Source organism: Rhodococcus sp. GXMU-t2271, assembly GCF_041414735.1.
GTDB lineage: Bacteria > Actinomycetota > Actinomycetes > Mycobacteriales > Mycobacteriaceae > Rhodococcus > Rhodococcus indonesiensis.
Window position 1 is genome coordinate 71545 of record NZ_JAUIZP010000067.1, and the last position, 19391, is coordinate 90935.

21 protein-coding genes and 2 tRNA genes are annotated in these 19391 nt (G+C 67.3%); 21 read left to right on the forward strand and 2 right to left on the reverse strand.

Annotated elements, in window-relative coordinates; all coding sequences use genetic code 11:
- Window positions 1–12: 12 nt before the first annotated feature.
- From QYS60_RS23725 to QYS60_RS23760, 8 genes are all read left to right on the forward strand, one after another.
- Window positions 13–387, forward strand: a complete 375-nt coding sequence (locus QYS60_RS23725) for a DUF742 domain-containing protein (protein ID WP_003936636.1) — start codon at window positions 13–15, stop codon at window positions 385–387.
- A 13-nt stretch (window positions 388–400) separates the two neighbouring features.
- Window positions 401–955 (forward strand): ATP/GTP-binding protein, encoded by a 555-nt coding sequence (locus QYS60_RS23730; RefSeq protein ID WP_003936635.1) that lies wholly within the window; start codon window positions 401–403, stop codon window positions 953–955.
- Window positions 955–1791: an MHYT domain-containing protein gene (locus QYS60_RS23735; RefSeq protein ID WP_371384435.1), complete on the forward strand. Its 837-nt coding sequence runs from the start codon at window positions 955–957 to the stop codon at window positions 1789–1791. Before QYS60_RS23730 ends, QYS60_RS23735 begins: the two co-directional genes overlap by 1 nt.
- Window positions 1792–1831: 40 nt before the next feature.
- Window positions 1832–2764, forward strand: a complete 933-nt coding sequence (locus QYS60_RS23740) for an MHYT domain-containing protein (RefSeq protein WP_371384436.1) — start codon at window positions 1832–1834, stop codon at window positions 2762–2764.
- 150 nt (window positions 2765–2914) lie between these two features.
- Window positions 2915–6700, forward strand: a complete 3786-nt coding sequence (gene gyrA, locus QYS60_RS23745) for an intein-containing DNA gyrase subunit A (RefSeq protein WP_003936632.1) — start codon at window positions 2915–2917, stop codon at window positions 6698–6700.
- Window positions 6701–7819, forward strand: a complete 1119-nt coding sequence (locus QYS60_RS23750; protein ID WP_371384437.1) for a DUF3566 domain-containing protein — start codon at window positions 6701–6703, stop codon at window positions 7817–7819.
- 75 nt (window positions 7820–7894) lie between these two features.
- Window positions 7895–7968 (forward strand) — tRNA-Ile (locus tag QYS60_RS23755).
- 138 nt (window positions 7969–8106) lie between these two features.
- Window positions 8107–8179, forward strand: a tRNA-Ala gene (locus QYS60_RS23760).
- A 109-nt stretch (window positions 8180–8288) separates the two neighbouring features.
- Here the strand turns inward: QYS60_RS23760 and QYS60_RS23765 are convergent.
- Both QYS60_RS23765 and QYS60_RS23770 read right to left on the reverse strand, forming a co-directional pair.
- Window positions 8289–9368, reverse strand: a complete 1080-nt coding sequence (locus QYS60_RS23765; RefSeq protein WP_371384438.1) for a tyrosine-type recombinase/integrase — start codon at window positions 9366–9368, stop codon at window positions 8289–8291.
- Window positions 9352–10014, reverse strand: a complete 663-nt coding sequence (locus QYS60_RS23770) for a hypothetical protein (protein WP_371384439.1) — start codon at window positions 10012–10014, stop codon at window positions 9352–9354. The genes QYS60_RS23765 and QYS60_RS23770 overlap by 17 nt, the downstream gene beginning before the upstream one ends.
- A 102-nt stretch (window positions 10015–10116) precedes the next feature.
- Here QYS60_RS23770 and QYS60_RS23775 point away from each other — a divergent pair, with 102 nt between their 5' ends.
- The 13 genes from QYS60_RS23775 to QYS60_RS23835 all read left to right on the forward strand — a co-directional run bounded on the left by QYS60_RS23775 (window position 10117) and on the right by QYS60_RS23835 (window position 19319).
- Window positions 10117–10323, forward strand: a complete 207-nt coding sequence (locus QYS60_RS23775) for a helix-turn-helix transcriptional regulator (RefSeq protein WP_371384440.1) — start codon at window positions 10117–10119, stop codon at window positions 10321–10323.
- A 161-nt stretch (window positions 10324–10484) separates the two neighbouring features.
- Complete coding sequence (locus QYS60_RS23780) at window positions 10485–10826, forward strand: hypothetical protein (protein ID WP_371384441.1); 342 nt, start codon at window positions 10485–10487, stop codon at window positions 10824–10826.
- Window positions 10823–11074, forward strand: a complete 252-nt coding sequence (locus tag QYS60_RS23785) for a hypothetical protein (protein WP_371384442.1) — start codon at window positions 10823–10825, stop codon at window positions 11072–11074. The genes QYS60_RS23780 and QYS60_RS23785 overlap by 4 nt, the downstream gene beginning before the upstream one ends.
- Entirely contained in the window at window positions 11071–11220 is a 150-nt protein-coding gene (locus tag QYS60_RS23790) for a hypothetical protein (protein ID WP_371384443.1), read from the forward strand. The genes QYS60_RS23785 and QYS60_RS23790 overlap by 4 nt, the downstream gene beginning before the upstream one ends.
- Window positions 11221–11616: 396 nt before the next feature.
- Entirely contained in the window at window positions 11617–13440 is a 1824-nt protein-coding gene (locus QYS60_RS23795; RefSeq protein ID WP_371384444.1) for an AAA family ATPase, read from the forward strand.
- Entirely contained in the window at window positions 13437–13781 is a 345-nt protein-coding gene (locus QYS60_RS23800; RefSeq protein ID WP_371384445.1) for a hypothetical protein, read from the forward strand. Before QYS60_RS23795 ends, QYS60_RS23800 begins: the two co-directional genes overlap by 4 nt.
- A gap of 98 nt (window positions 13782–13879) precedes the next feature.
- Window positions 13880–14083: a WhiB family transcriptional regulator gene (locus QYS60_RS23805; protein WP_371384446.1), complete on the forward strand. Its 204-nt coding sequence runs from the start codon at window positions 13880–13882 to the stop codon at window positions 14081–14083.
- Window positions 14080–14424 carry a hypothetical protein gene (locus QYS60_RS23810; RefSeq protein ID WP_371384447.1) on the forward strand — a complete coding sequence of 115 codons (345 nt, stop codon included), beginning with the start codon at window positions 14080–14082 and terminating at the stop codon, window positions 14422–14424. Before QYS60_RS23805 ends, QYS60_RS23810 begins: the two co-directional genes overlap by 4 nt.
- Complete coding sequence (locus QYS60_RS23815) at window positions 14415–14588, forward strand: hypothetical protein (protein ID WP_371384448.1); 174 nt, start codon at window positions 14415–14417, stop codon at window positions 14586–14588. The genes QYS60_RS23810 and QYS60_RS23815 overlap by 10 nt, the downstream gene beginning before the upstream one ends.
- A complete protein-coding gene (locus tag QYS60_RS23820) occupies window positions 14585–14953 on the forward strand; it encodes a hypothetical protein (protein WP_371384449.1) in 369 nt (122 codons plus the stop codon). The genes QYS60_RS23815 and QYS60_RS23820 overlap by 4 nt, the downstream gene beginning before the upstream one ends.
- 166 nt (window positions 14954–15119) lie before the next feature.
- Window positions 15120–18338: a phage tail tape measure protein gene (locus QYS60_RS23825; protein WP_371384450.1), complete on the forward strand. Its 3219-nt coding sequence runs from the start codon at window positions 15120–15122 to the stop codon at window positions 18336–18338.
- Window positions 18338–18763: a helix-turn-helix domain-containing protein gene (locus tag QYS60_RS23830; protein WP_371384451.1), complete on the forward strand. Its 426-nt coding sequence runs from the start codon at window positions 18338–18340 to the stop codon at window positions 18761–18763. Before QYS60_RS23825 ends, QYS60_RS23830 begins: the two co-directional genes overlap by 1 nt.
- On the forward strand, window positions 18753–19319 hold the full coding sequence (locus QYS60_RS23835) for a hypothetical protein (protein ID WP_371384452.1): 567 nt from the start codon (window positions 18753–18755) through the stop codon (window positions 19317–19319). Before QYS60_RS23830 ends, QYS60_RS23835 begins: the two co-directional genes overlap by 11 nt.
- Window positions 19320–19391 lie beyond the last annotated feature (72 nt).

Consider the following 19391-nt stretch of genomic DNA (forward strand, 5'->3'; position numbering starts at 1 on the left):
GTCGAGGTGGCCATGGAAGAACGCAAGGCGGAGTCGCCGCCGGCCCAGCCCAGTCTGGTCCGGCCGTACTCACTGACCTCGGGGCGGACCAGCCCCGCGGTCGAGCTGGCGTTGGAGGCACTGATCCAGGTCCTCCCGGGCACGGACGACCGTGCCCGGGACCTGGACAACATCAACGCCACGATCGTGGCGTTGTGCAGGGAGTCCCCGTCGGTCGCCGAGATCGCGGCGCGGGTGGGTGTGCCGATCGGGGTGGCGCGCGTACTCGTGGCGGATCTCGTCGAAGCCGGGCACGTACGGATCCTGGCCACCCTGAAAGACGATTCGAGCGACGCGGAGCGTCGTGAGCTGATTGAAAGGGTCCTCAGTGGACTTCGCGAACTCTAACTCCCCGAAGCGGGTGACCTCGACGAAGATCGTGATCGCCGGGGGCTTCGGCGTCGGCAAGACCACGTTGGTGGGGGCGGTCTCGGAGATCGTGCCGCTGCGCACGGAAGCGTTGGTCACCAACGCCAGCGACGGCGTCGACAACCTGAGCGCGACACCGCAGAAGGCCACCACGACCGTCGCGATGGACTTCGGCCGGATCAGCCTCGCCGAGGATCTCGTGCTGTACCTGTTCGGCACGCCGGGTCAGCACCGGTTCTGGTTCATGTGGGACGACCTGATCCGAGGTGCGATCGGGGCCATCGTGCTCATCGACACCCGGCGGCTGGACGAGAGTTTCGCGGCGGTCGACTTCTTCGAGGCCCGGAACCTGCCGTTCATCGTCGCGATCAACGAGTTCGACGACGCCCCGCGCTACCCGACCGAGGACATTCGCCAGGCCCTCGCGGTCTCGGCGGACGTGCCGATCGTCTCGATCGACGCGCGCGATCGCGAGTCCGCCAAGTCGGCCCTCGTGACGGTGACCGAGTACGCGCTGCGCAAGCTGCACCAGCCGGTAGCGCCCTGATGGACACACACGTGCACCTGTTCGGCATGGGCACGTGGGTGCTCGTCCTGGCGTACGTGACGGCGACGATCGGGTTGCTCGTGGGGCTGGCCAGTGCCCGCAAGTCGTTGACGGCCGGATCCGAACGGTCACGGTTGTACTGGCTGATGCGGGCCGCGCTCTCGACCGGTGGCGTCGGGGTGTGGCTGGCACACTTCCTGCCGATGGCCGGGTTCACGGTGGACGGCAGCATCATTCGATACGACCTGCCCGGGATCGTCTTCTCGATGGCGGTGGCGCTGGTGTCCGCCTTCGTCGCCATGGTGGTCGTGCAACCGAAGCGGATGTCGCGCCGTGCCCGGCCCTCGCGTGGTGCCGCGGCGGTACGGCTGCTGGGCGGCTCGCTGGTCCTCGGTGCCGGGATCGCCGGCGTGCACTACTCGATCATGTGGGCGATGGAACTGCAGGGCACCGTCGCATACGACACGACCTACGTGGCGGCCTCCGTGGTGGCGGCCTGGCTCACCGCGGTGGTGATCCTGTGGCTGGTGACGGTCGCCGACCGCCGGTGGATGCGGATCGTCGGCAGCATCGTCACCGGGGCGGCGGTGATCGGCGTGCACTTCCTCGCGATGGCGGCGGTGCGGGTGACGGTGGATCCGTCGGCGGCGGCGCCTTCGGGCGTCGAGGTGTTCGCGGTCCTCTTCCCCGTGTTCGTGCTCGGCATGCTGATCCTGACGGTTCCGATCATGGCGTTGCTCATGGCTCCCGATCGGGTGGCGGCCGCCCTCGAGGCCGAGGCAGAGGCGTGGGCGCAGGAACACCGTCGGATCGACCCGCGGAGCCCGGTCGCCTGATCTGACGGCTGCGGGACCGGGACCCTCACGAATTACATCGATGCGATACGCTCCGATGGCTGTCGAGGGGGGCGGAGTCGCAGCCCGTATCGATTCGGTGAGGCGCGCCACCACGAGCACGGACCGCTTCGCGCGCCGTGCTCGGAAGGTCACGATGTCCCACGAAATGCACCACTTCTCCATGGGGATGTGGGTGTTCTTCCTCGCCTGTGCCACCTCCGTCGTCGGATCGTTCGTCGGTCTCTCCTGCGCCCGTCAGTCGCTGACCGCGCCCACTGCCCGCGGCCATCGCCGCTGGATGGCCATGGCCGCCCTGTCGGTGGGCGGTGTGGCCGTCTGGCTCATGCACTTCATCGGGATGATGGGCTTCGACATCCCCGGTACGGCAATTCGGTACGCGCTGGGACCGACCGCTTTCTCCGTCGCGCTGTCGGTGGCCGCTACCTGGTTCGGGCTCTGGCTCGTCAGCTCCCGTGCCTCGTGGGTGAATCGCGTGCCGTCCCTCGCCCGCCTGCTCGTCGGCGGCCTCGGGATGGGTCTCGCGGTCAGCCTCATGCACTACAGCGGCATGTGGGCCATCCGGATCCAGGGCTCGCTCGAGCACGACCCGAGCTTCGTCGTCGCCTCGGTAGCCATCGGTGTCGTCGCGGCTACGGCCGCCCTGTGGCTCGCGCAGACCGCGGACCGATGGGTGCTCCGCGTTCCTGCCGCCCTGCTCATGGGCTGCGCGGTCGTCGCACTGCACTACACCGGCATGGCCGGCGTACGCGTCGAGGTCGATCCGACCGTCCCGCTGCCGTCGGGCCGGACCGTCACCGCTCTGCTGTTCCCCTCGTTCGTGCTCGGCATCGCCGTTCTCGCCGTGCCGATCGCGGCGCTGCTGCTCGCCCCCAGCCGGGGCGACATGGCACTGGAGGAGGAGTTCGCCCGCTGGGCCACCGACGACGATGCCTCCGTTCCGGGGCGGTCGTGACGGAAATTTCGGGCGCCGGGACGGACCGGCCGAGCGGAATCGCCGCATCGGTCGCTGTGCGAGCTGACCTGCACCTATAGACTCGGGTGGTTGCGAGACGCGCGCCGGACGGAAGTCCGCGGCGTTCGAGCCGAGTAGAAGAAGGAGCTCATGACCGACACCACGTTGCCGCCGGAGGGGCCGGGGCACGACCGCATCGAGCCCGTCGACATCCAGCAGGAGATGCAGAGCAGCTACATCGATTACGCGATGAGCGTGATCGTGGGCCGCGCCCTGCCCGATGTGCGGGACGGTCTCAAGCCGGTGCACCGCCGCGTCCTGTACGCAATGTACGACAACGGGTTCCGCCCGGACCGCGGCTACGTGAAGTCGGCACGTGCCGTCGCCGAGACGATGGGCAACTACCACCCGCACGGCGACGCCTCGATCTACGACACCCTCGTGCGGCTCGCGCAGCCGTGGTCGATGCGCTACCCGCTCGTCGACGGCCAGGGCAACTTCGGGTCCCGCGGTAACGACGGCGCAGCCGCGATGAGGTACTGCGTCCCAGGCGACACGCTCGTGCGAATGCCCCACGGCCAGAGCATCCGCATCTCGGAAATCCTGCCTGGCGTCGAGCCCGACAGCGACAACGAGATCGACCTGAAGGTTCTCGATCGTCACGGCAACCCGGTGATGGCCGAGATGTTGTTCCACTCGGGCACCCATCGCACGTATACCCTCAGCACGGTCGAGGGCTACGAGATGCGCGGAACCGCCAATCACCCGGTGCTCTGCCTGGTGGATGTGGCGGGTGTTCCCACCCTGCTGTGGAAGCTGCTCGACGAGATTCGCAGCGGCGACCGAGTGGTGCTGCAGCGTGTTCCCTCCGCCGAGGAGCACGGCAGGCACAACGAGTACGAGGCGGCTGCGGCCCTGCTGCTCGGTGCGTTCGTCAGCGAGGGCTTCGTCTCGGAGAACCGCGCGGGATTCAACAATCTCGACCGGGACTTCTTCGATCGCGTCGTGGATGCGTTCGATCGGGTCGTCGGTGGCCGGCGCTACGTCTACAGCCGGGTGATCAAGTCGGGTTCGACGCTGCACGAGCTCGACGTCCAGGACCTGACGATGCTGCGACGCAGCGTTCTGGCGGATGTGATCGGTCAGCGCAGCGACCACAAGAGCGTTCCCGACTTCATCTGGGAGTCGCCGACCCCACTCAAGCGCATCTTCCTCGGTGCCCTGTTCGAGGGCGACGGATCGTGCTCGTCGCTGCCACGCAACACGGTGCAGGTGTCGTACTCCACCCGGAGCATGCAGCTGGCGAAGGACGTGCAGCAGCTGCTGTTGGAGTTCGGTGTCGTCAGCCGCCGGTATCGGCACGCGACCGGTGAGTACAAGGTCGCCGTCACCAACCGACGTGACGCCCGCCTGTTCGCCGAACGTATCGGCTTCGTCGGCTGCAAGCAGCGCAAGCTCGAGCAGGTCCTTGCCGCAGCAGAAGCGAGCAGCCCCGCGGCGGCGGCACGCTCCATGAGCACGGACTTCGTCCCTGGTCTCGCAGCGTTCCTCCGTACGCACGGCGCGACGGATCCGGCGAACGCGCACTGGCTCCGGCGGCACAACATCGATCGGATCGAACGTTGGGAGCACCGTGGCGACGAGATCGCGTCGCACATCACGGAACCCGATGCCCGAGCCATTGCCGAGGAGCTGACCGACGGCCGGTTCTACTACGCTGAGGTGGCCTTCGTCGTCGAGGGCGATGTGGAGCCGGTCTACAGCCTGCGGGTCGACACCGACGATCACGCGTTCATCACCAACGGATTCGTCAGCCACAACACCGAGTGCCGGCTCACCCCGCTCGCGATGGAGATGCTGCGCGAAATCGACCACGAGACAGTCGATTTCCAGCCGAACTACGACGGCCGCACGCTCGAGCCGGTGGTTCTCCCCAGCCGTATCCCCAACCTGTTGATCAACGGTTCGGGCGGTATCGCGGTCGGCATGGCCACCAACATCCCGCCGCACAACCTCCGTGAGGTGGCCGACGCGATCTACTGGGCGCTCGAGAACTTCGAGGCCGACGAGGAAGCCACCCTGGCGGCCGTCATGGAGCGCATCAAGGGCCCGGACTTCCCGACCGCGGGCCTGATCGTCGGCGGTCAGGGCATCAAGGACGCGTACACCACCGGCCGCGGGTCGGTGCGGATGCGCGGTGTCGTGGAGATCGAGGAGGACGCCCGGGGCAAGACCTCGATCGTCATCACCGAACTGCCGTACCAGGTCAACCCGGACAATCTGATCACCTCGATCGCCGAGCAGGTCCGGGACGGCAAGATCGCCGGCATCTCCGACATCCACGACGAGTCGTCGGACCGTGCGGGCATGCGCATCGTCGTGACCGTCCGCCGGGACGCCGTCGCGAAGGTCGTCCTCAACAACCTCTACAAGCACACGCAGCTGCAGACCGGCTTCGGCTGCAACATGCTCTCGATCGTCGACGGCGTGCCGCGCACCCTGCGGCTCGACCAGATGATCCGGTTGTACGTCACCCACCAGATCGAAGTCATCGTCCGCCGGACCCGGTACCTGCTGCGCAAGGCGGAGGAGCGGGCCCACATCCTGCGCGGTCTCGTGAAGGCGCTCGACGCGCTCGACGAGGTCATCGCGCTGATCCGCGCCTCGGCGACGGTGGAGGACGCACGCACCGGCCTCATCGGACTGCTCGACGTCGACGAGATCCAGGCCGACGCGATCCTGGCGATGCAGCTGCGTCGCCTCGCGGCTCTGGAGCGGCAGAAGATCGTCGACGAACTCGCCGAGATCGAGCGCGAGATCGACAACCTCAAGGACATCCTCGCCAAGCCCGAGCGTCAGCGCGCGATCGTGCGGGACGAGCTGAAGGAGATCGTCGACAAGTACGGCGACGACCGTCGCACCCGCATCGTCGCGGCCGACGGGGACGTCTCCGACGAGGACCTCATCGCCCGCGAGGACGTCGTCGTCACCATCACCGAGACCGGGTACGCCAAGCGCACCAAGACCGACCTGTACCGGTCCCAGAAGCGCGGCGGCAAGGGCGTCAAGGGCGCGGATCTCAAGCAGGACGACATCGTCAAGCACTTCTTCGTGACGTCCACGCACGACTGGCTGCTGTTCTTCACCACCAAGGGCCGGGTGTACCGGGCGAAGGCCTACGAGCTGCCGGAAGCCAACCGCACCGCGCGCGGCCAGCACGTGGCCAACCTGCTGGCCTTCCAGCCGGACGAGCGGATCCAGGGCGTCATCCGGCTCAAGACCTACGAGGACGCCCCCTACCTGGTGCTCGCGACCCGCAACGGCCTGGTCAAGAAGTCGCGGCTGTCGGACTTCGACTCCAACCGGTCCGGCGGCATCGTCGCGATCAACCTGCGCGGCGACGACGAACTGGTCGGTGCGGTGCTGTGCTCGTCGGACGACGATCTGCTGCTGGTCTCCGCCAAGGGACAGTCGATCCGTTTCGTGGCGAGCGACGAGGTGCTGCGGCCGATGGGCCGGGCGACCTCGGGCGTCCAGGGCATGCGGTTCAACGAGGACGACGCCCTGCTCTCGCTGAACGTGGTCCGTGAGGGCACGTACCTGCTGGTCGCGACGTCCGGTGGGTACGCCAAGCGCACCCCGATCGAGGACTACATGGCGCAGGGACGCGGCGGCAAGGGCGTGCTGACCATCCAGTACGACCGCAAGCGTGGCACTCTGGTCGGAGCGCTCATCGTGGACGACGACGACGAGCTGTACGCGATCACCTCGGGCGGTGGCGTCATCCGGACCCCCGCGAAGCAGGTGCGCAAGGCCGGCCGACAGACGAAGGGTGTGCGGTTGATGAACCTGGGGGAGGGGGACACGTTGCTGGCGATCGCACGCAACGCCGACGAGCCCGAGGAGAGCGCCGCACTCGAAGCGAAGGAGTCGTAAGTGAGCACTCCCCAGGGCCCGAACGGCGCCGAGCAGCCGCCGAAGGGGCAGAACGGACGAGAGGTGCCCGGCAAGCCGGCCGGCGGTGCGACGCCGTCGGACGGTGCCGCCCGGAACCCCGGAGCGGGAGGGAACCCGGGCGTGCCGGCCGACGGCACGGCGAAGCCCCAGACGGCGGAGGGCGGGACGTCGCGTCCCGGTCAGCAACGTCCGGGCGGCCCCCCCACACCGCCGTGGCAGCGTGGGAACCAGCAGGAGACACCGCAGAACGTGCCGCAGACGAACCTGGCCCGACCCGGTCAGGCATCGCCCTCGACCGGACGTCCCGCGGTGCCCACACCGAGCGACACCCCCGGTGACAAGCCCGCTGCGCGCCCCGGGACGGATCCGGCCGGATCGGCGCAGCCGGGCGGGCAGAAGCAGGGTGGACAGCAGCCGGGGCCGGCGAAGCAGCCGGCGGCACGTTCCGGCGGAAACCCGGCCGGGAACCGGCCCGGCGCCGCGACGCCCCCGACGCGGCCGGTGGTCACCGGCACCGCGGCCGCCTCGATGAACGCGCCCACAGCAGGTGCGGACCGGTCGGCGGCCAAGACGAAGGCCGCCGTCATCGACGGCCCGACGCGGCACATCGAACGCAAGGACCTGGCGAAGGACCTGCCGGACCTGTCCACCGTCAAGCATCCGCTGCCGTCCGCGCCGGCCGAGGAAGCCCCGGCCGCGCAACCGGCCGCCGCAGTCGCGACCGCGGCTCCGGTCGCAGGCGAGCCGTTGCGTGCGACGGTGCAGGTTCGCCGTATCGATCCGTGGTCGATGCTGAAGATCTCCTCGGTGATCTCCGTCTCGCTGTTCTTCGTGTGGATGGTCGCCGTGGGCCTGCTGTACGGCGTGCTCGAAGGCATGGGCGTGTGGGAACGGCTCAACAGCGCGTTCACCGACATGGTGTCCGACACCGGTGGGGGCGGCCTCATCACCGCCGGTCAGGTCTTCGGGTACGCGACGGTGATCGGGCTGGTCAACACGATCCTCTTCACCGCCCTGGCCACTCTCGGGGCCTTCATCTACAACCTGTGCACCGACCTCGTCGGGGGCGTGCAGGTGACCCTCGCGGACCCGGACTGAGCTGGGAAAACGAGTCCCCACCGGGCCGATTTTGGACTTCGCGGCTCGGTGGGGTAGTGTTCCAACTCGGTTCGAGGGCCTATAGCTCAGGCGGTTAGAGCGCTTCGCTGATAACGAAGAGGTCGGAGGTTCAAGTCCTCCTAGGCCCACTCCCCGTGCCGAAAGGGCAGCGAGCATGAAGGTTCTTCTCATTGTGGGAACCGTGGTGCTGGTGACCGTCGGACTCGCCCGGATGTTGCGGAGCGAGGACGAATGGCACGAGGTCACCGCCCGCTGAGGCGGCAGACGGGGCCTTAGCTCAGTTGGTAGAGCGCTGCCTTTGCAAGGCAGATGTCAGGAGTTCGAATCTCCTAGGCTCCACAACGGAACACGCAGGTAGAGGGCATTTTCTCCGGTCGGGGAAGGTGCCCTTTCTGCATTCGTGGACACACTTTGGACACACTCGGACGAGAGTCCGGCTCGAGTCCCGTCATTCCGAACCCGGTCGAGCGAGCTGGTGCAGGCGGTCCGCGACCATCCCGAGATCGTCGTCGAACAGATGCCCGTACCGATCGAGCGTCAAGGCCGCCGACGAGTGCCCCAGCATCCTCTGCAGCGTCTTGATGTTCGCGCCGGCCGAGATCGCCAGCGAGGCGGCCGTGTGGCGAAGCTCATGCGGCGTCAGGCCCTCAGGAGCCCCCGACTCGCTCACGGCACGATCCCACCAACGCCGGCGCACATTGTTCGCACGTATGTATCCACCGCGGCTGTCCGGGAACACGAGCGCCTCCGGACGCCATGCTGCGATGCGCTCCTTGAGCAATTCCGCCAGGAAACGGGGGAGAGGGACGTCGCGGCCCTTGTTCGACTTGGTACTCGACACGACGATCTTCGAGTCGACCAATGTCGCGGACCTGTGGACGCGCAGCCGGGCCCGGTCGAGGTTCACATCGGCGACCGTGAGTGCGGCCGCCTCACCGAAGCGCAGCCCGCAGTACGCGAGCACATACACCAGGATGTCGTGTGGATCGGCGGCCTTCGCCAACAGGTCGACCTGCTCGACAGTCAGGTAACGGCGTTCTTCGTGGGTGAGCTTGGGGAGGTCGAGGCCGGCGGCCGGATTGCTGACCAGCCGGGAGTCCTTCACCGCCTGGTCGAGGATTTGCGACAGGACACCCACGTTCTTTCGCACCGTCGCGGCCGAGCTGTTCGCTGTCATGGTGGTGACCCATCGGCGCAGCCGTTCGCGGGTGAGGTCCGCAATAGGAGCCGACGAGAACGCCGGCAGGATGTGGACGTCGAGTGCCGATCGGTATCGGGACCGGGTCGACGCCGACAGGTTGACCTTGCTGCTCATCCAGTTTTCCGCGACGTCGCGGAAAAGGATCCGGCCGGCCGAGGGGGCGACGTACGAGCCCATCATTTTCTCGACCTCGACGGTGGCAGCGAAGTCCTGTGCCTGTCGTTTGCTGGTGAATCCGCGCTTGCGAGTGCTGGTGCGCTCAGGCGTCCGGTAGCGCACCTCCCACCGCTTGCCGGCCGCGGTCTCGTAGCTACTGACCGTCGCCACCGTCGAGCCTCGCCCTCAACTCATCCTTCAGCTCTCGCGAAACCCGACCGCGCTTCTGAGCGTTGGCATCCTGACCCGCACGATTGTCACGTTCCTGGGAGAACGTGCGCCCCCACAAATCCGCAGACTCGAGAGCTAATAGCAGCGGGTCGATGTCCAAGTCCTTCGCGATGCGATCTTCGGTCGCTCCTGACTGTGCGCTGACTTTCTTCAACATGCCCACGGTGACGCCTGGTCTGCTGGGGAGATTCTCGAATGGCGTCGACGACGCAAGTCGATCGAAGGTCTCTTTCGCCTGCATGTCGTCCTCGGCGAAGACCTTCACCGGCTCCGATGCCACGAACTGGACGAGCACATCTCCCCTCAGCGCGAGATCGCTGTTCAATTCCACGTACCCGTCGTGCTCGAGGAGCCGAGACAGCGGAACTGGGCGCTCAAGGACATCCTCAAGCGTCTGTACCAGCGCAATCAGGTTCGCCAGCGTGGCCGGGATCTTCCCCCGCTCCATCGCAGACACGCGGCTATCTGTCCAGCGGAGCCCCCAGCGTCGGGCCGCGGTCGCCAGTTGATCTGTTGTCACTCGGTGCTCAGTGCGCAACTGCTGGAGGTTCGCCCCCACCACTTCCGAGAGGGGTGTCGATTTCATGGCGACACCGTACCGCAAAAAACCGTCGGCTTGACGATTGTCGATGGGTCATGGTTATCTCTTCTCATGCCGCAAGATTTAATCGGACTGAGAGGATCTGAGATGACACGCTCCCCGCTGGCGACACCGGCCGAAGTTGCGAACTACCTGCACACCACCGTGGCGAGTCTCGCCCAGCAGCGGTACAAGGGCACCGGTCCCAAGTACTTCAAGGACGGCAAGCGCGTCCTCTACCGCTGGTCGGACGTCGAGGCCTACATCGAATCGCGGCTCATGACCCGCACCGACGACCGGCCTGGTGCTGCCTGATGGCCGGCTACTTCGGGGACGAGCCGACGTGTCGCCGGTGCGACTACCCGCGTCGCCTGCATCACCTGATCTGCGTCGACCACGACTACGAAGATGCCCCCGGCCCGGCTGCCACCGGGACCGAGGGCGAAGAAACCGCCAACCAGCAAGAAGGAGATTCCATGTCCAACGATACCGCCCCGAACGGCGTCATAACGCCCGTGCGCACCGCCGAGGAGAACGTCGCCACCCTCGAACTGGCCGACAACGAGGACTCCGGTCAGTCGTTCCTGCTCGCCGAAGTTGCCCGCGGAGTCTTCACCGCCCGAATCTGGCGATACGACTACCTCGAGGACGGCCGCATCGGCTCCGAACCGCTCGAAATCACCATCGATTCGACTGGGATGAAGGGCGGCGAGATGTTCCACGACCTGTGTGTCTTCTCCGACCAGCTCGAGGACTTCCGGTACGTGACAGCCGCCATCGTCGACGCGCACAACTACCTGTCCGGGGGTGCGCAGTGAGCGAGCTCTACCGCTACATCGACGGTGAACCCACGTTGTCCGCGGCCGGCATGGCGCTGCTGCTCGGAGTGACCGAGGAACAGATGCGCGCCCAGGCCGAGCGATCCGGCACCGGCATCGCCGCACTGCCCGAAGCGTGGGTCAAGGCCGGCAACCGGCGCCGCAAGGAATACGAAGCCGCAACCGGCCGAACCGACATGCTCGGCGCCCTCGCGTACTGGCAGGCCCAGAAACAGGAGGGGAAGTGAGCACCCTCGAATTCACCCTCGCAGCCCTGCTTGGTTTCCAATCCATCGCGTGGATCGCCACCGACTTCGCGAGCCGCCCACAGACCAGTCGCCGGGACCGCTTCGGGGAGTCCGTGGAGCAGGCGATGGGCCGCAGCAAACATTGACCGTTTTCGGGGCCGGGGGAGCCGCACCGGCTTCCCGGCCCCGCCCTGGCAGAAAGGCAACCGAATGCCTCACCAGCATAAGGCAATTGACGACACCAACCTCGACCGAGCGTTGCTTGAGGCACTGGCCGCGGCGAAGGGATACCGACTTGCAATCCGCTGCAAGTCTTGCGGCCATTGGCTGACCTCGACCAGGAGCCGCGCCGCCCACCAGGGGCCGAAGTGCCGCCGCAAGGCAGGTGATCAGTGAGCGCATACGAGCGACTTCGGAACCGCTGGCGCGAGCAGGGTCTGATCTGGCAGGACCGCGGCGAGGGGAACGCCTCGGCGCAAGCACCGGGACATTCGAGCGCTGACCGGTCAGTGACGTTCCGGCGCATCGAAGACGGTGTGTTGATGAACTCGCACGCCGACGACAAGGGCGCGGTTCTCGACGCGGTCGGACTGACGCTGCGCGACCTGTTCGACGACGCCAACGGCACCACCTACACCTACCGTGACGGCCGCACCGTGTTCCGCACATACCGGGACAACGGCCGCAAGGACTTCCGGCAGTCCGGCAACACCAAGGGTCGCGACCTGTTCCGCGTCGAACGCCTCGACACCGTCCCCACCGGCACCCCCGTCTACGTCGTAGAGGGAGAGAAGGACGTCCTGGCGCTCGAATCCGTCGGAGCCGTCGCGGTGTGCAACGCGATGGGCGCCGGCAAAGCGAAGCTATTCGACTGGTCCCCGCTGACCGGGCACACCGTGGTGATCGTGGCCGACGATGACGAACCGGGCCACAAGCACGCATTGGTCGTGTACGAGATCCTCGAGCCCATCGCCGCCGGCGTGGTGATCGCACAGGCCGCGTCGGGGAAGGACGCGGCCGACCACATCGCCGCCGGCCATGGCCTAGACGAGCTGGTGCTTGTCGACATGGGAGGCATCGCGGGACGGCGTCTGCGGATCACCCGCGGCACCGACGTGAAGGTGCAACGGGTCCGGTGGATCATGCCCGACTGGATACCGGCCGGGTCGCTCACGCTGCTCGCCGGCCGGGAGGGTCTCGGCAAGTCCACCATCGCCGCGGCCCTGTGCGCACAAATCACCCGCGGCACCCTCGATGGGGAATTGCATGGCCACCCAGCGACCGTGCTCTACGTCCACTCGGAGGACTCGCGGGAGTTCACAGTCGCACCCCGATTGAAGGCCGCCGGCGCCGACATGTCCCGCGTGCTGTTCGTCGACGTGGAAACCGCACATACCGATTCCGGCACGCTGGTGCTGCCACTGGACACCGCAGCGCTGGAACAAGTGATCGCACGGGAAAACGTCGCGTTCGTGGTCCTTGACGCCGCCACCTCGAGCATGTCGTCGGACCTGTCCGGCAAGGACGACCGGGCCGTCCGCCAGTACCTCGAACCGCTCGCCCAGCTCGCCGCCCGCCGCAGCTGTGTCGTGTTCGGTCTGTGCCACTTCGGCAAACGCGACGGCGCCGACACCGGAAAACTCATCCTCGGCTCGATCGCCTGGTCCCAGGTGGCACGGTCGGTGCTGTCCGTTGCCAAGGACGACGAGACCGGCAATCTCGTCGTGACGAACACGAAGGCGAACCTTGCCCCGCGGATCCGGTCGATGGAAGCGGAGATCACGTCGACGACGCTCGACACCGAGGACGGACCGACCGAAGTCGGTGCGCTGCGTTGGCTTGGGGAGACGACACGCGACGCTCGGGAGTTGCTGGCCGGTCCGGACGACGACGCCGACGACCGGACCGAGACCGAACGATGGCTTGAGGACTACCTCACCGAGAACGGACCGACCGCACGCAAGGACGTGTTGGCCGCCGCGGCGAGAGAGAAGTACGCCGAACGGACCGTCAAGCGAGCATGCAAGTCGCTCGGTGTCGTGTCGTCGGTTTCGGGGTTCCCACGCACCGCGACATGGGCGCTACCCAGTCGGGCCACAGTCGACAAGGCCGATGGTCATGCACGAGATAGTGGCCCAACTGGCCCAACTGGAGCTGACCTGCGGAAACGGGTTGGCCCAACTGGCACAGATTCCCAGTCGGGCCATGCTCGCGTGAATGGCCCAACTGCTGACCCGACTGCCGTGCCCCAATGCCCCGAGTGCTCTTTCCCCCTCGACGGCGCCGCGTCCGGAAAGGCAATGCATCCCGACTGCGAGCGCACGACAAACCAGACCGACGAACTGTTCGGAGGCGATGCAGCATGACCGACCGATCCGCGTTCTTCTCCCTCCCCGACCCGGACCGCACCCTGCTCCTCGGCAACGGCTGGCGCGCCTCTGTATGCATCACCCCTCGCGGGGACGCGTCCCTGTGGCTCGTCGCCCACCACGACGACGGCATCGGATGCGCCTGCCTCGACTGCGCACCCCACGAACACCCAAGCCGGCCGATGCCGACAAGGATCCTCGCCGCCCTCGATGCGCGCACCACCCTGCGGTGCGGCCGGCCGCGGACCGATGGCCAGCCCTGTCGCACCGTCGTCGCCCGGCGCGGTGCCACCTGTCGCTGGCACCGGTCCCACGCAATCGAGGAGCAGCACCGGTGAGCCGCCGCGTCGGGGCAGCGTTCCCCACCACGCCAGCATCCCTCACCGCCCTCATCGACCCTCGCCTCCACGGCGCCCGATGTGTCGGCCGCGCCCCCATGTTCGATGCCGAGCTCGAAGAGGAGTCCATCGAGAACCGCTCTTCCCGGCTCGCCGCCGCAGCACGCATCTGCCGCGGCTGCCCCGTGCTATCCGCCTGCCGGACAGCAGCCCATGAACAAGACCACCCCACCGGCATATGGGCCGGAACCCTCCGCAACCCCCAGGGTTACGGACGGTCGAGGAAGGACCGCAGCGCATGAACGACAACACCACCCCAGAGCACATCACCATCGTTGACAGCAACGGCGTTCCCTCCTCCGTCGTCAACGTCGACATCATTCAGAACGCCGCAACCCGGCTCATGTACGACATGGCCGCCCATAGCGGAGACGAGCCCGCCCTTGAGGCCATCAGTGCCCGCTACCTCGCCGAGGTCGGCGTCGACGTATTCGGCTACGTCACCGCGGCTGCGCTCAAGCTGATGACCTCATGCGTCCTCGAACCCGTCCTGCAAGTGGTCGACGAGGCCCTACCGACCATTCCCCTGCGCACCCAACTGGCCGACGCTGCCCGCAACGCCCGGGAGACCCTGTGCGACTGACCACCGACACCTGCACCACCATCGTCGCCGTCGACACTCGGGCCCGCCGACCGATCCTGCTGCGCTTCGCCGGCCTGGTCCTCGCCATGACGCCCACCGAGGCGCGCACCCTCGCCGACCAACTCCACGACCGGGCCGACACCGCCGAGGAGGCCAACCAGTGACCCCACCGATCCAACGCCTCGCCGACGACGTACTACTCCTGACCGGGGACGCCGTCACCGCCCTGCGCTACACCGTCCGTGTCACCCTCGCCGCCCGCCACCGCAACGGCCTACCCATCCCCAGCATCCTCGCCGAACTCGCAGCAGCAACGTCCGGAACAGGACATACGGACATCGAACCCGAACCGGCACAGCAAGATTCAAACGACATGATCGACACGATGGAGGCGGCACGAATGCTCGGATGCAGCAACCGGCAGGCCCGGCGCCTCGCCCCACAACTCGGTGGCCGCATCATCGCCGGCCGCTGGCTGCTCGACCGGACCGCCGTCACCGAACACATCCAAGGCAGGAGGACAGCATGACCGCACCCACTCGTCGTGACGTCGCCGACTACCTCGCCGCACTCACCGACGAAGAACTCGCAACCACCCTCGCCGAAGCCCGCGGCACAAGTGCAGAAACACACCGCGCCTTTGACCTTTCGGGCCCAACACATCGAGGTCTGCACACATTGAAGGGAGGTAGGACATGGCAGGACTAGAACTCGCCACGGCGTACATCACGTTGGCGGCATCCACGAGCGATCTTTCCCGGGACATTCAGCGGGACGTGGGCCGTGCCGGCAATCGGGCGGCGGACGACTTCACGTCGCAGTTCACTCGCGGTACTCGCGGCCTGGGCAACGACGTCGGTCGCAACATCGGCCGGGCCGGCGCGCGGGCCGGGGACGACTTCACATCGGGGTTCACCGGTCAGCTCGGCGACATCGAAGGTTCGGTCGGGGACGCTCTGGGGGGTGCTGGGGGCACTGCGGGCCGGGCCGGTGGGGAAGCCGGCGGCGGATTCCTCGGTGGCTTCAGTGACGCCCTCGGGGGCGCTGGTGGGCTGGCAGGGAAGGCCGGCCCGATCGGGGCAGCCCTCGCCGGGATCGCCGGCGTCGGTCTGATGGCCGGCAAGGAGCTGGCGCAGGCCGTCATGGACGGCATGGACATGCAGCAGTCCCGCGACCTCATCCAGGCCCGCCTGGGAGTGAACGACGCAACCATGCAGGTGATCGGGACGGCCGCGGCGGACACCTTCACAAACGCCTGGGGCGAGTCGGTCGAGGCGAACATCGAGGCGGCCCAGCTCGCGATCCAAGGTGGCATCCTCAACGGCGAAGAGACCGCCGCGGAGATGCAACCGGTCATCCAGAATCTCAACGTCGTCACCGATCTGCTCGGTGGCGAGATGACCGACAGTGTCCGCGCGGTGTCGGCGCTGATGAAGAACGGCCTGGTGGACTCCTCGACCGAAGCGTTCGACGTGATCACCCGCGGCTACCAGCGCGCCGGCAACCTCGGCGACGACGTCATCGACACGCTGTCGGAGTACAGCAACGGCTGGAAGAACGCCGGGTTCTCCGCGGAGTTCGCGGTCGGTCTGATCAATCAGTCGATGGCCAACGGTGCCGACAACACCGACCGAGCCGGTGACGCGATCCGCGAGTTCGGCCGGCGCATGGTCGAAGAAGGCGACACCATCAAGGGTGCGATCGGGGCGCTGAATCTGCCGGTCGAGGAACTGTTCACCGACTTGAAGGAAGGCGGCGAGGACGGCGAGGCTGCGTTCGACCGGATCTTCGACGCAGTCCGCACCGTCGAGGATCCCCTTGAGCGGGCCGCGATCACTCAGGCCCTGCTCGGTGACACCGCGGGTGACTTCATCAACGCGTTCTCGAACTGGGATCCGTCCCGGGCCGTGGCGGCGCTCGGTGAGGTCGAGGGCGCCACCGCCAAGGTCGCGGAGATCATGGGCTCGAATCCGGGCACCGCCTGGACCGAGGCGATGAACACGATCACGGTGCAGGCCGACCAGCTCAAGCTGGCCCTGGCCGATGCGTTCACCCCCGCCCTCGAAGACACGGCGGACTGGGTCAAGGACCACAAGCCGGAGATCATCGCGTTCTTCACCGAACTCGGCACCACAGCGCTGAGCACCGTCGATGCGTTCGTCGGGTTCTCCTCCGGGGCACTGCGCGCCTGGGCAGTATTCGCCGACGGCATGTCGCAGATGATCACCCCGGTGGTCGGGGCCCTGGGCGGCATGGTCGGGCTGTCCGCCGACTTCCTGGACATGATCCCCGGCATGGGCGACCAGGCCGACGAGATGCGCGGTATCTCCGACGCGATGCTCGGGTTCTCCGGCACCCTTGCCGGCGCCGGAGACACCGCCCGGTCCCTCGCCGACGGACTCGACAGCATGCGCCCCGGCCTGCAGGCCGCCCGCGACGGGCTGCGAGAAGGCGGTCAAGCCGCCGAGAACACGTCGCTGCTGATGCGGGCCCTCGGGGACTCGGTGAAGATGGTCCCGGACTCGAAGGACATCATCATCTCCTCGAACTCCCCGAAACGGCAGGAGGAGCTCGAGAAGCTCGGCCTGACTACGCGGGAACTGCCGGACGGCACGTTCCAGGTCTTCGCGAACACTACCGAAGGTCAGCGCATCGTCGACGACTTCGTGAACACCAACAAGGACCGCAACATCGACATGAAGATCCGGCTGCACTACGAGAGCCTCGGAGCGCAGAACGACCGGATCGTCGCCGAAGCCGCCGCCGCGTCCGCCCCAGGAGGATCCGGGTACGTGCGGTACGCCTCCGGCGGTCGGGTGTCCGGTCCCGGCACGGGCACATCGGACAGCATCCCGGCATGGCTGTCGAACGGGGAGTTCGTGGTCAACGCCCGATCGGCCCGCAAGGCGCTGCCGCTGCTCGAGTGGATCAACGCCCCCGGTTTCGCGGCCGGCGGATTGTTCGACCGGGACGCCGCGATCGCGAAAGCCAAGGCGCACGACGGGGAGCCGTACGTGTACGGCGGCCTGGACTGCTCCGGCTACCTGTCGGCGGTGTTCAACGCGGGCACCGGGCAGGGCGTGCGGTTCGTCACCGGCTCCGACTTCGCATCGATGGGGTGGGAGCGCGGCTACGACCCGGACGGGTTCTCCATCGGCACCGACGGCGGTGTCGGGATGAACGGCCACATGGCCGGCACCCTGTACGGCGTCAACATCGAGTCGGACGGCTCGAACGGCATCCAGTACGGCCGCGGCGCCGACGGGGCGACCGACTTCCCGATGGTGTGGCACTGGCCGGGCGCCTCCGGTGGGGACAATCCGGCACTCGAGCAGCTCACCGGCGGCGCCAACCCCGGGCCCCAGGTCGCTCTCGGTGGGGGATCGTTCCCCGGCGGGGGAGGCGGCACCAGCACCGGCGGATCCCGCGGGGGAGGAGCTGGCGGGAGCTCGACTCCGGGCACAGCCTCCGCGGTCGCGGTATTCGTGACGAACTGGCCGGACGGTGCCCGCACCGTCGACACCTTCACCGGTACGCCGATCGGGGATCCGGCACCCTTGCCGAGCACTGCGGATTACGCAGCCAAGCAGGAAGGCCAGCCGGAGCCGTACGACGTGCAGGCACGCCTCGCCAAGTACGGGGAGGACGTCGGAAAGGTCGCAGCCGACGCGGCCCTGGAGATCCTCGGCATCGAGGGAACTCTGCTGGATCCGAACCACCGGTTCTGGCAGGCCGGCCGGGACATAGCGCAGGGCTTCGCACAGCAGCGTGAGTCCGCCGGGGAGCACAACGTCGACAACTCGGTGACCGTCCAAGCGAACGGACTCATCGACAGCCGCATCGTCGACGAGATCGCCCGCAGGGTCGCACAACTGCAGACCCGCAACATCATGCGGTACAACGGCAGGCCCTGATGCAGCCCCCGCGCCCCATCGAGCACTACCTGCACGGGGACGGTCACGTCGTGATCGTCCCCGCCCGGGTAGCCGCCTGGCTCGAACGCAGAGCAGACCTCAACACCCTCCGCATCAACAGCCGCGGACTCGACCCCGAAATCGATGCCGTCCTCGGAGCCCTCCGCATCAGCTCCCTCGTCTGGCGCAATTCCGTAGACGGAACCACCCCAACGGAACCCACGGAACCGACGGCACCATCACCCCAGTGGATGAGCACCAGCCAGGTCGCCACCCACCTCGGCATCACCGACCGCGCCGTACGAAAAGCCATCGCCCGCGGCGCACTCCACGCCGAGAACATCGACGGCCGATGGCTCATCGACCGCGACGAACTCACCGACTACCGAGCCACACGAAACACCGGGAGACACCATGCGATTTGAAGACACCACCTACGCCAAGGACGCAACCACCATCGGCGACACCTACCTCCGACAGCTCAAAGAAATCCGAGCCGACAACAACCTCAGCGACGCCGGCAAACGCACCCAAATCGAGAACCTCTACAACACAACCAAGGCACGCCTCGAACAGCACAGGCGCTCCACCGAGGGCGACCGCGAAGCCCGCATCACCAGCCTGCAACGCAAACTCTTCGGCACCGTCGGCACCACCGCCCAGGACGCAATCTCCCACCGAGACGCCACCGACCGCGCCTCCACCGTCCCCACCGAAGACGAAGCCGTGTCGATGATGAACAACGCCATCATCTCCAACGACAAGATCCTCCAAGGCGCCCTACTCAAGCGCGCCTACGACGCCAAGGACCTCAACGGCAAGCCGTGGATGAACGTCATCAACACCTACGAGGCCGCACACCCCAACGACGCGACCTCCCTGCAGGAACTCCTCGACCTCATCACACAGCCCCCCAGCAACTTCGCCATGACGATGTTCTCCGCGCTCGTGAAGCCCGCCGAACTGGGCGGCTGGGGATAACAGCCACCATGCGCGCCGGCCAGGCGGGGAAGCACTGGCCGGCGCGTCACCCCCCCCCCCGGGGGTGCCCCC

Excerpts from the sequence above, each read along its gene's own strand:
- QYS60_RS23830 (WP_371384451.1), top strand. The coding sequence starts at position 18,338 with ATGCAGCCCCCGCGCCCCATCGAGCACTACCTGCACGGGGACGGTCAC.
- QYS60_RS23740 (WP_371384436.1), top strand. The coding sequence starts at position 1,832 with ATGCGATACGCTCCGATGGCTGTCGAGGGGGGCGGAGTCGCAGCCCGT.
- QYS60_RS23835 (WP_371384452.1), top strand. The coding sequence starts at position 18,753 with ATGCGATTTGAAGACACCACCTACGCCAAGGACGCAACCACCATCGGC.
- QYS60_RS23805 (WP_371384446.1), top strand. The coding sequence starts at position 13,880 with ATGTTCGATGCCGAGCTCGAAGAGGAGTCCATCGAGAACCGCTCTTCC.
- QYS60_RS23775 (WP_371384440.1), top strand. The coding sequence starts at position 10,117 with ATGACACGCTCCCCGCTGGCGACACCGGCCGAAGTTGCGAACTACCTG.
- QYS60_RS23725 (WP_003936636.1), top strand. The coding sequence starts at position 13 with ATGGAAGAACGCAAGGCGGAGTCGCCGCCGGCCCAGCCCAGTCTGGTC.
- QYS60_RS23825 (WP_371384450.1), top strand. The coding sequence starts at position 15,120 with ATGGCAGGACTAGAACTCGCCACGGCGTACATCACGTTGGCGGCATCC.
- QYS60_RS23770 (WP_371384439.1), bottom strand. The coding sequence starts at position 10,014 with ATGAAATCGACACCCCTCTCGGAAGTGGTGGGGGCGAACCTCCAGCAG.
- QYS60_RS23800 (WP_371384445.1), top strand. The coding sequence starts at position 13,437 with ATGACCGACCGATCCGCGTTCTTCTCCCTCCCCGACCCGGACCGCACC.
- gyrA (WP_003936632.1), top strand. The coding sequence starts at position 2,915 with ATGACCGACACCACGTTGCCGCCGGAGGGGCCGGGGCACGACCGCATC.
- QYS60_RS23810 (WP_371384447.1), top strand. The coding sequence starts at position 14,080 with ATGAACGACAACACCACCCCAGAGCACATCACCATCGTTGACAGCAAC.
- QYS60_RS23795 (WP_371384444.1), top strand. The coding sequence starts at position 11,617 with ATGAACTCGCACGCCGACGACAAGGGCGCGGTTCTCGACGCGGTCGGA.
- QYS60_RS23780 (WP_371384441.1), top strand. The coding sequence starts at position 10,485 with ATGTCCAACGATACCGCCCCGAACGGCGTCATAACGCCCGTGCGCACC.
- QYS60_RS23735 (WP_371384435.1), top strand. The coding sequence starts at position 955 with ATGGACACACACGTGCACCTGTTCGGCATGGGCACGTGGGTGCTCGTC.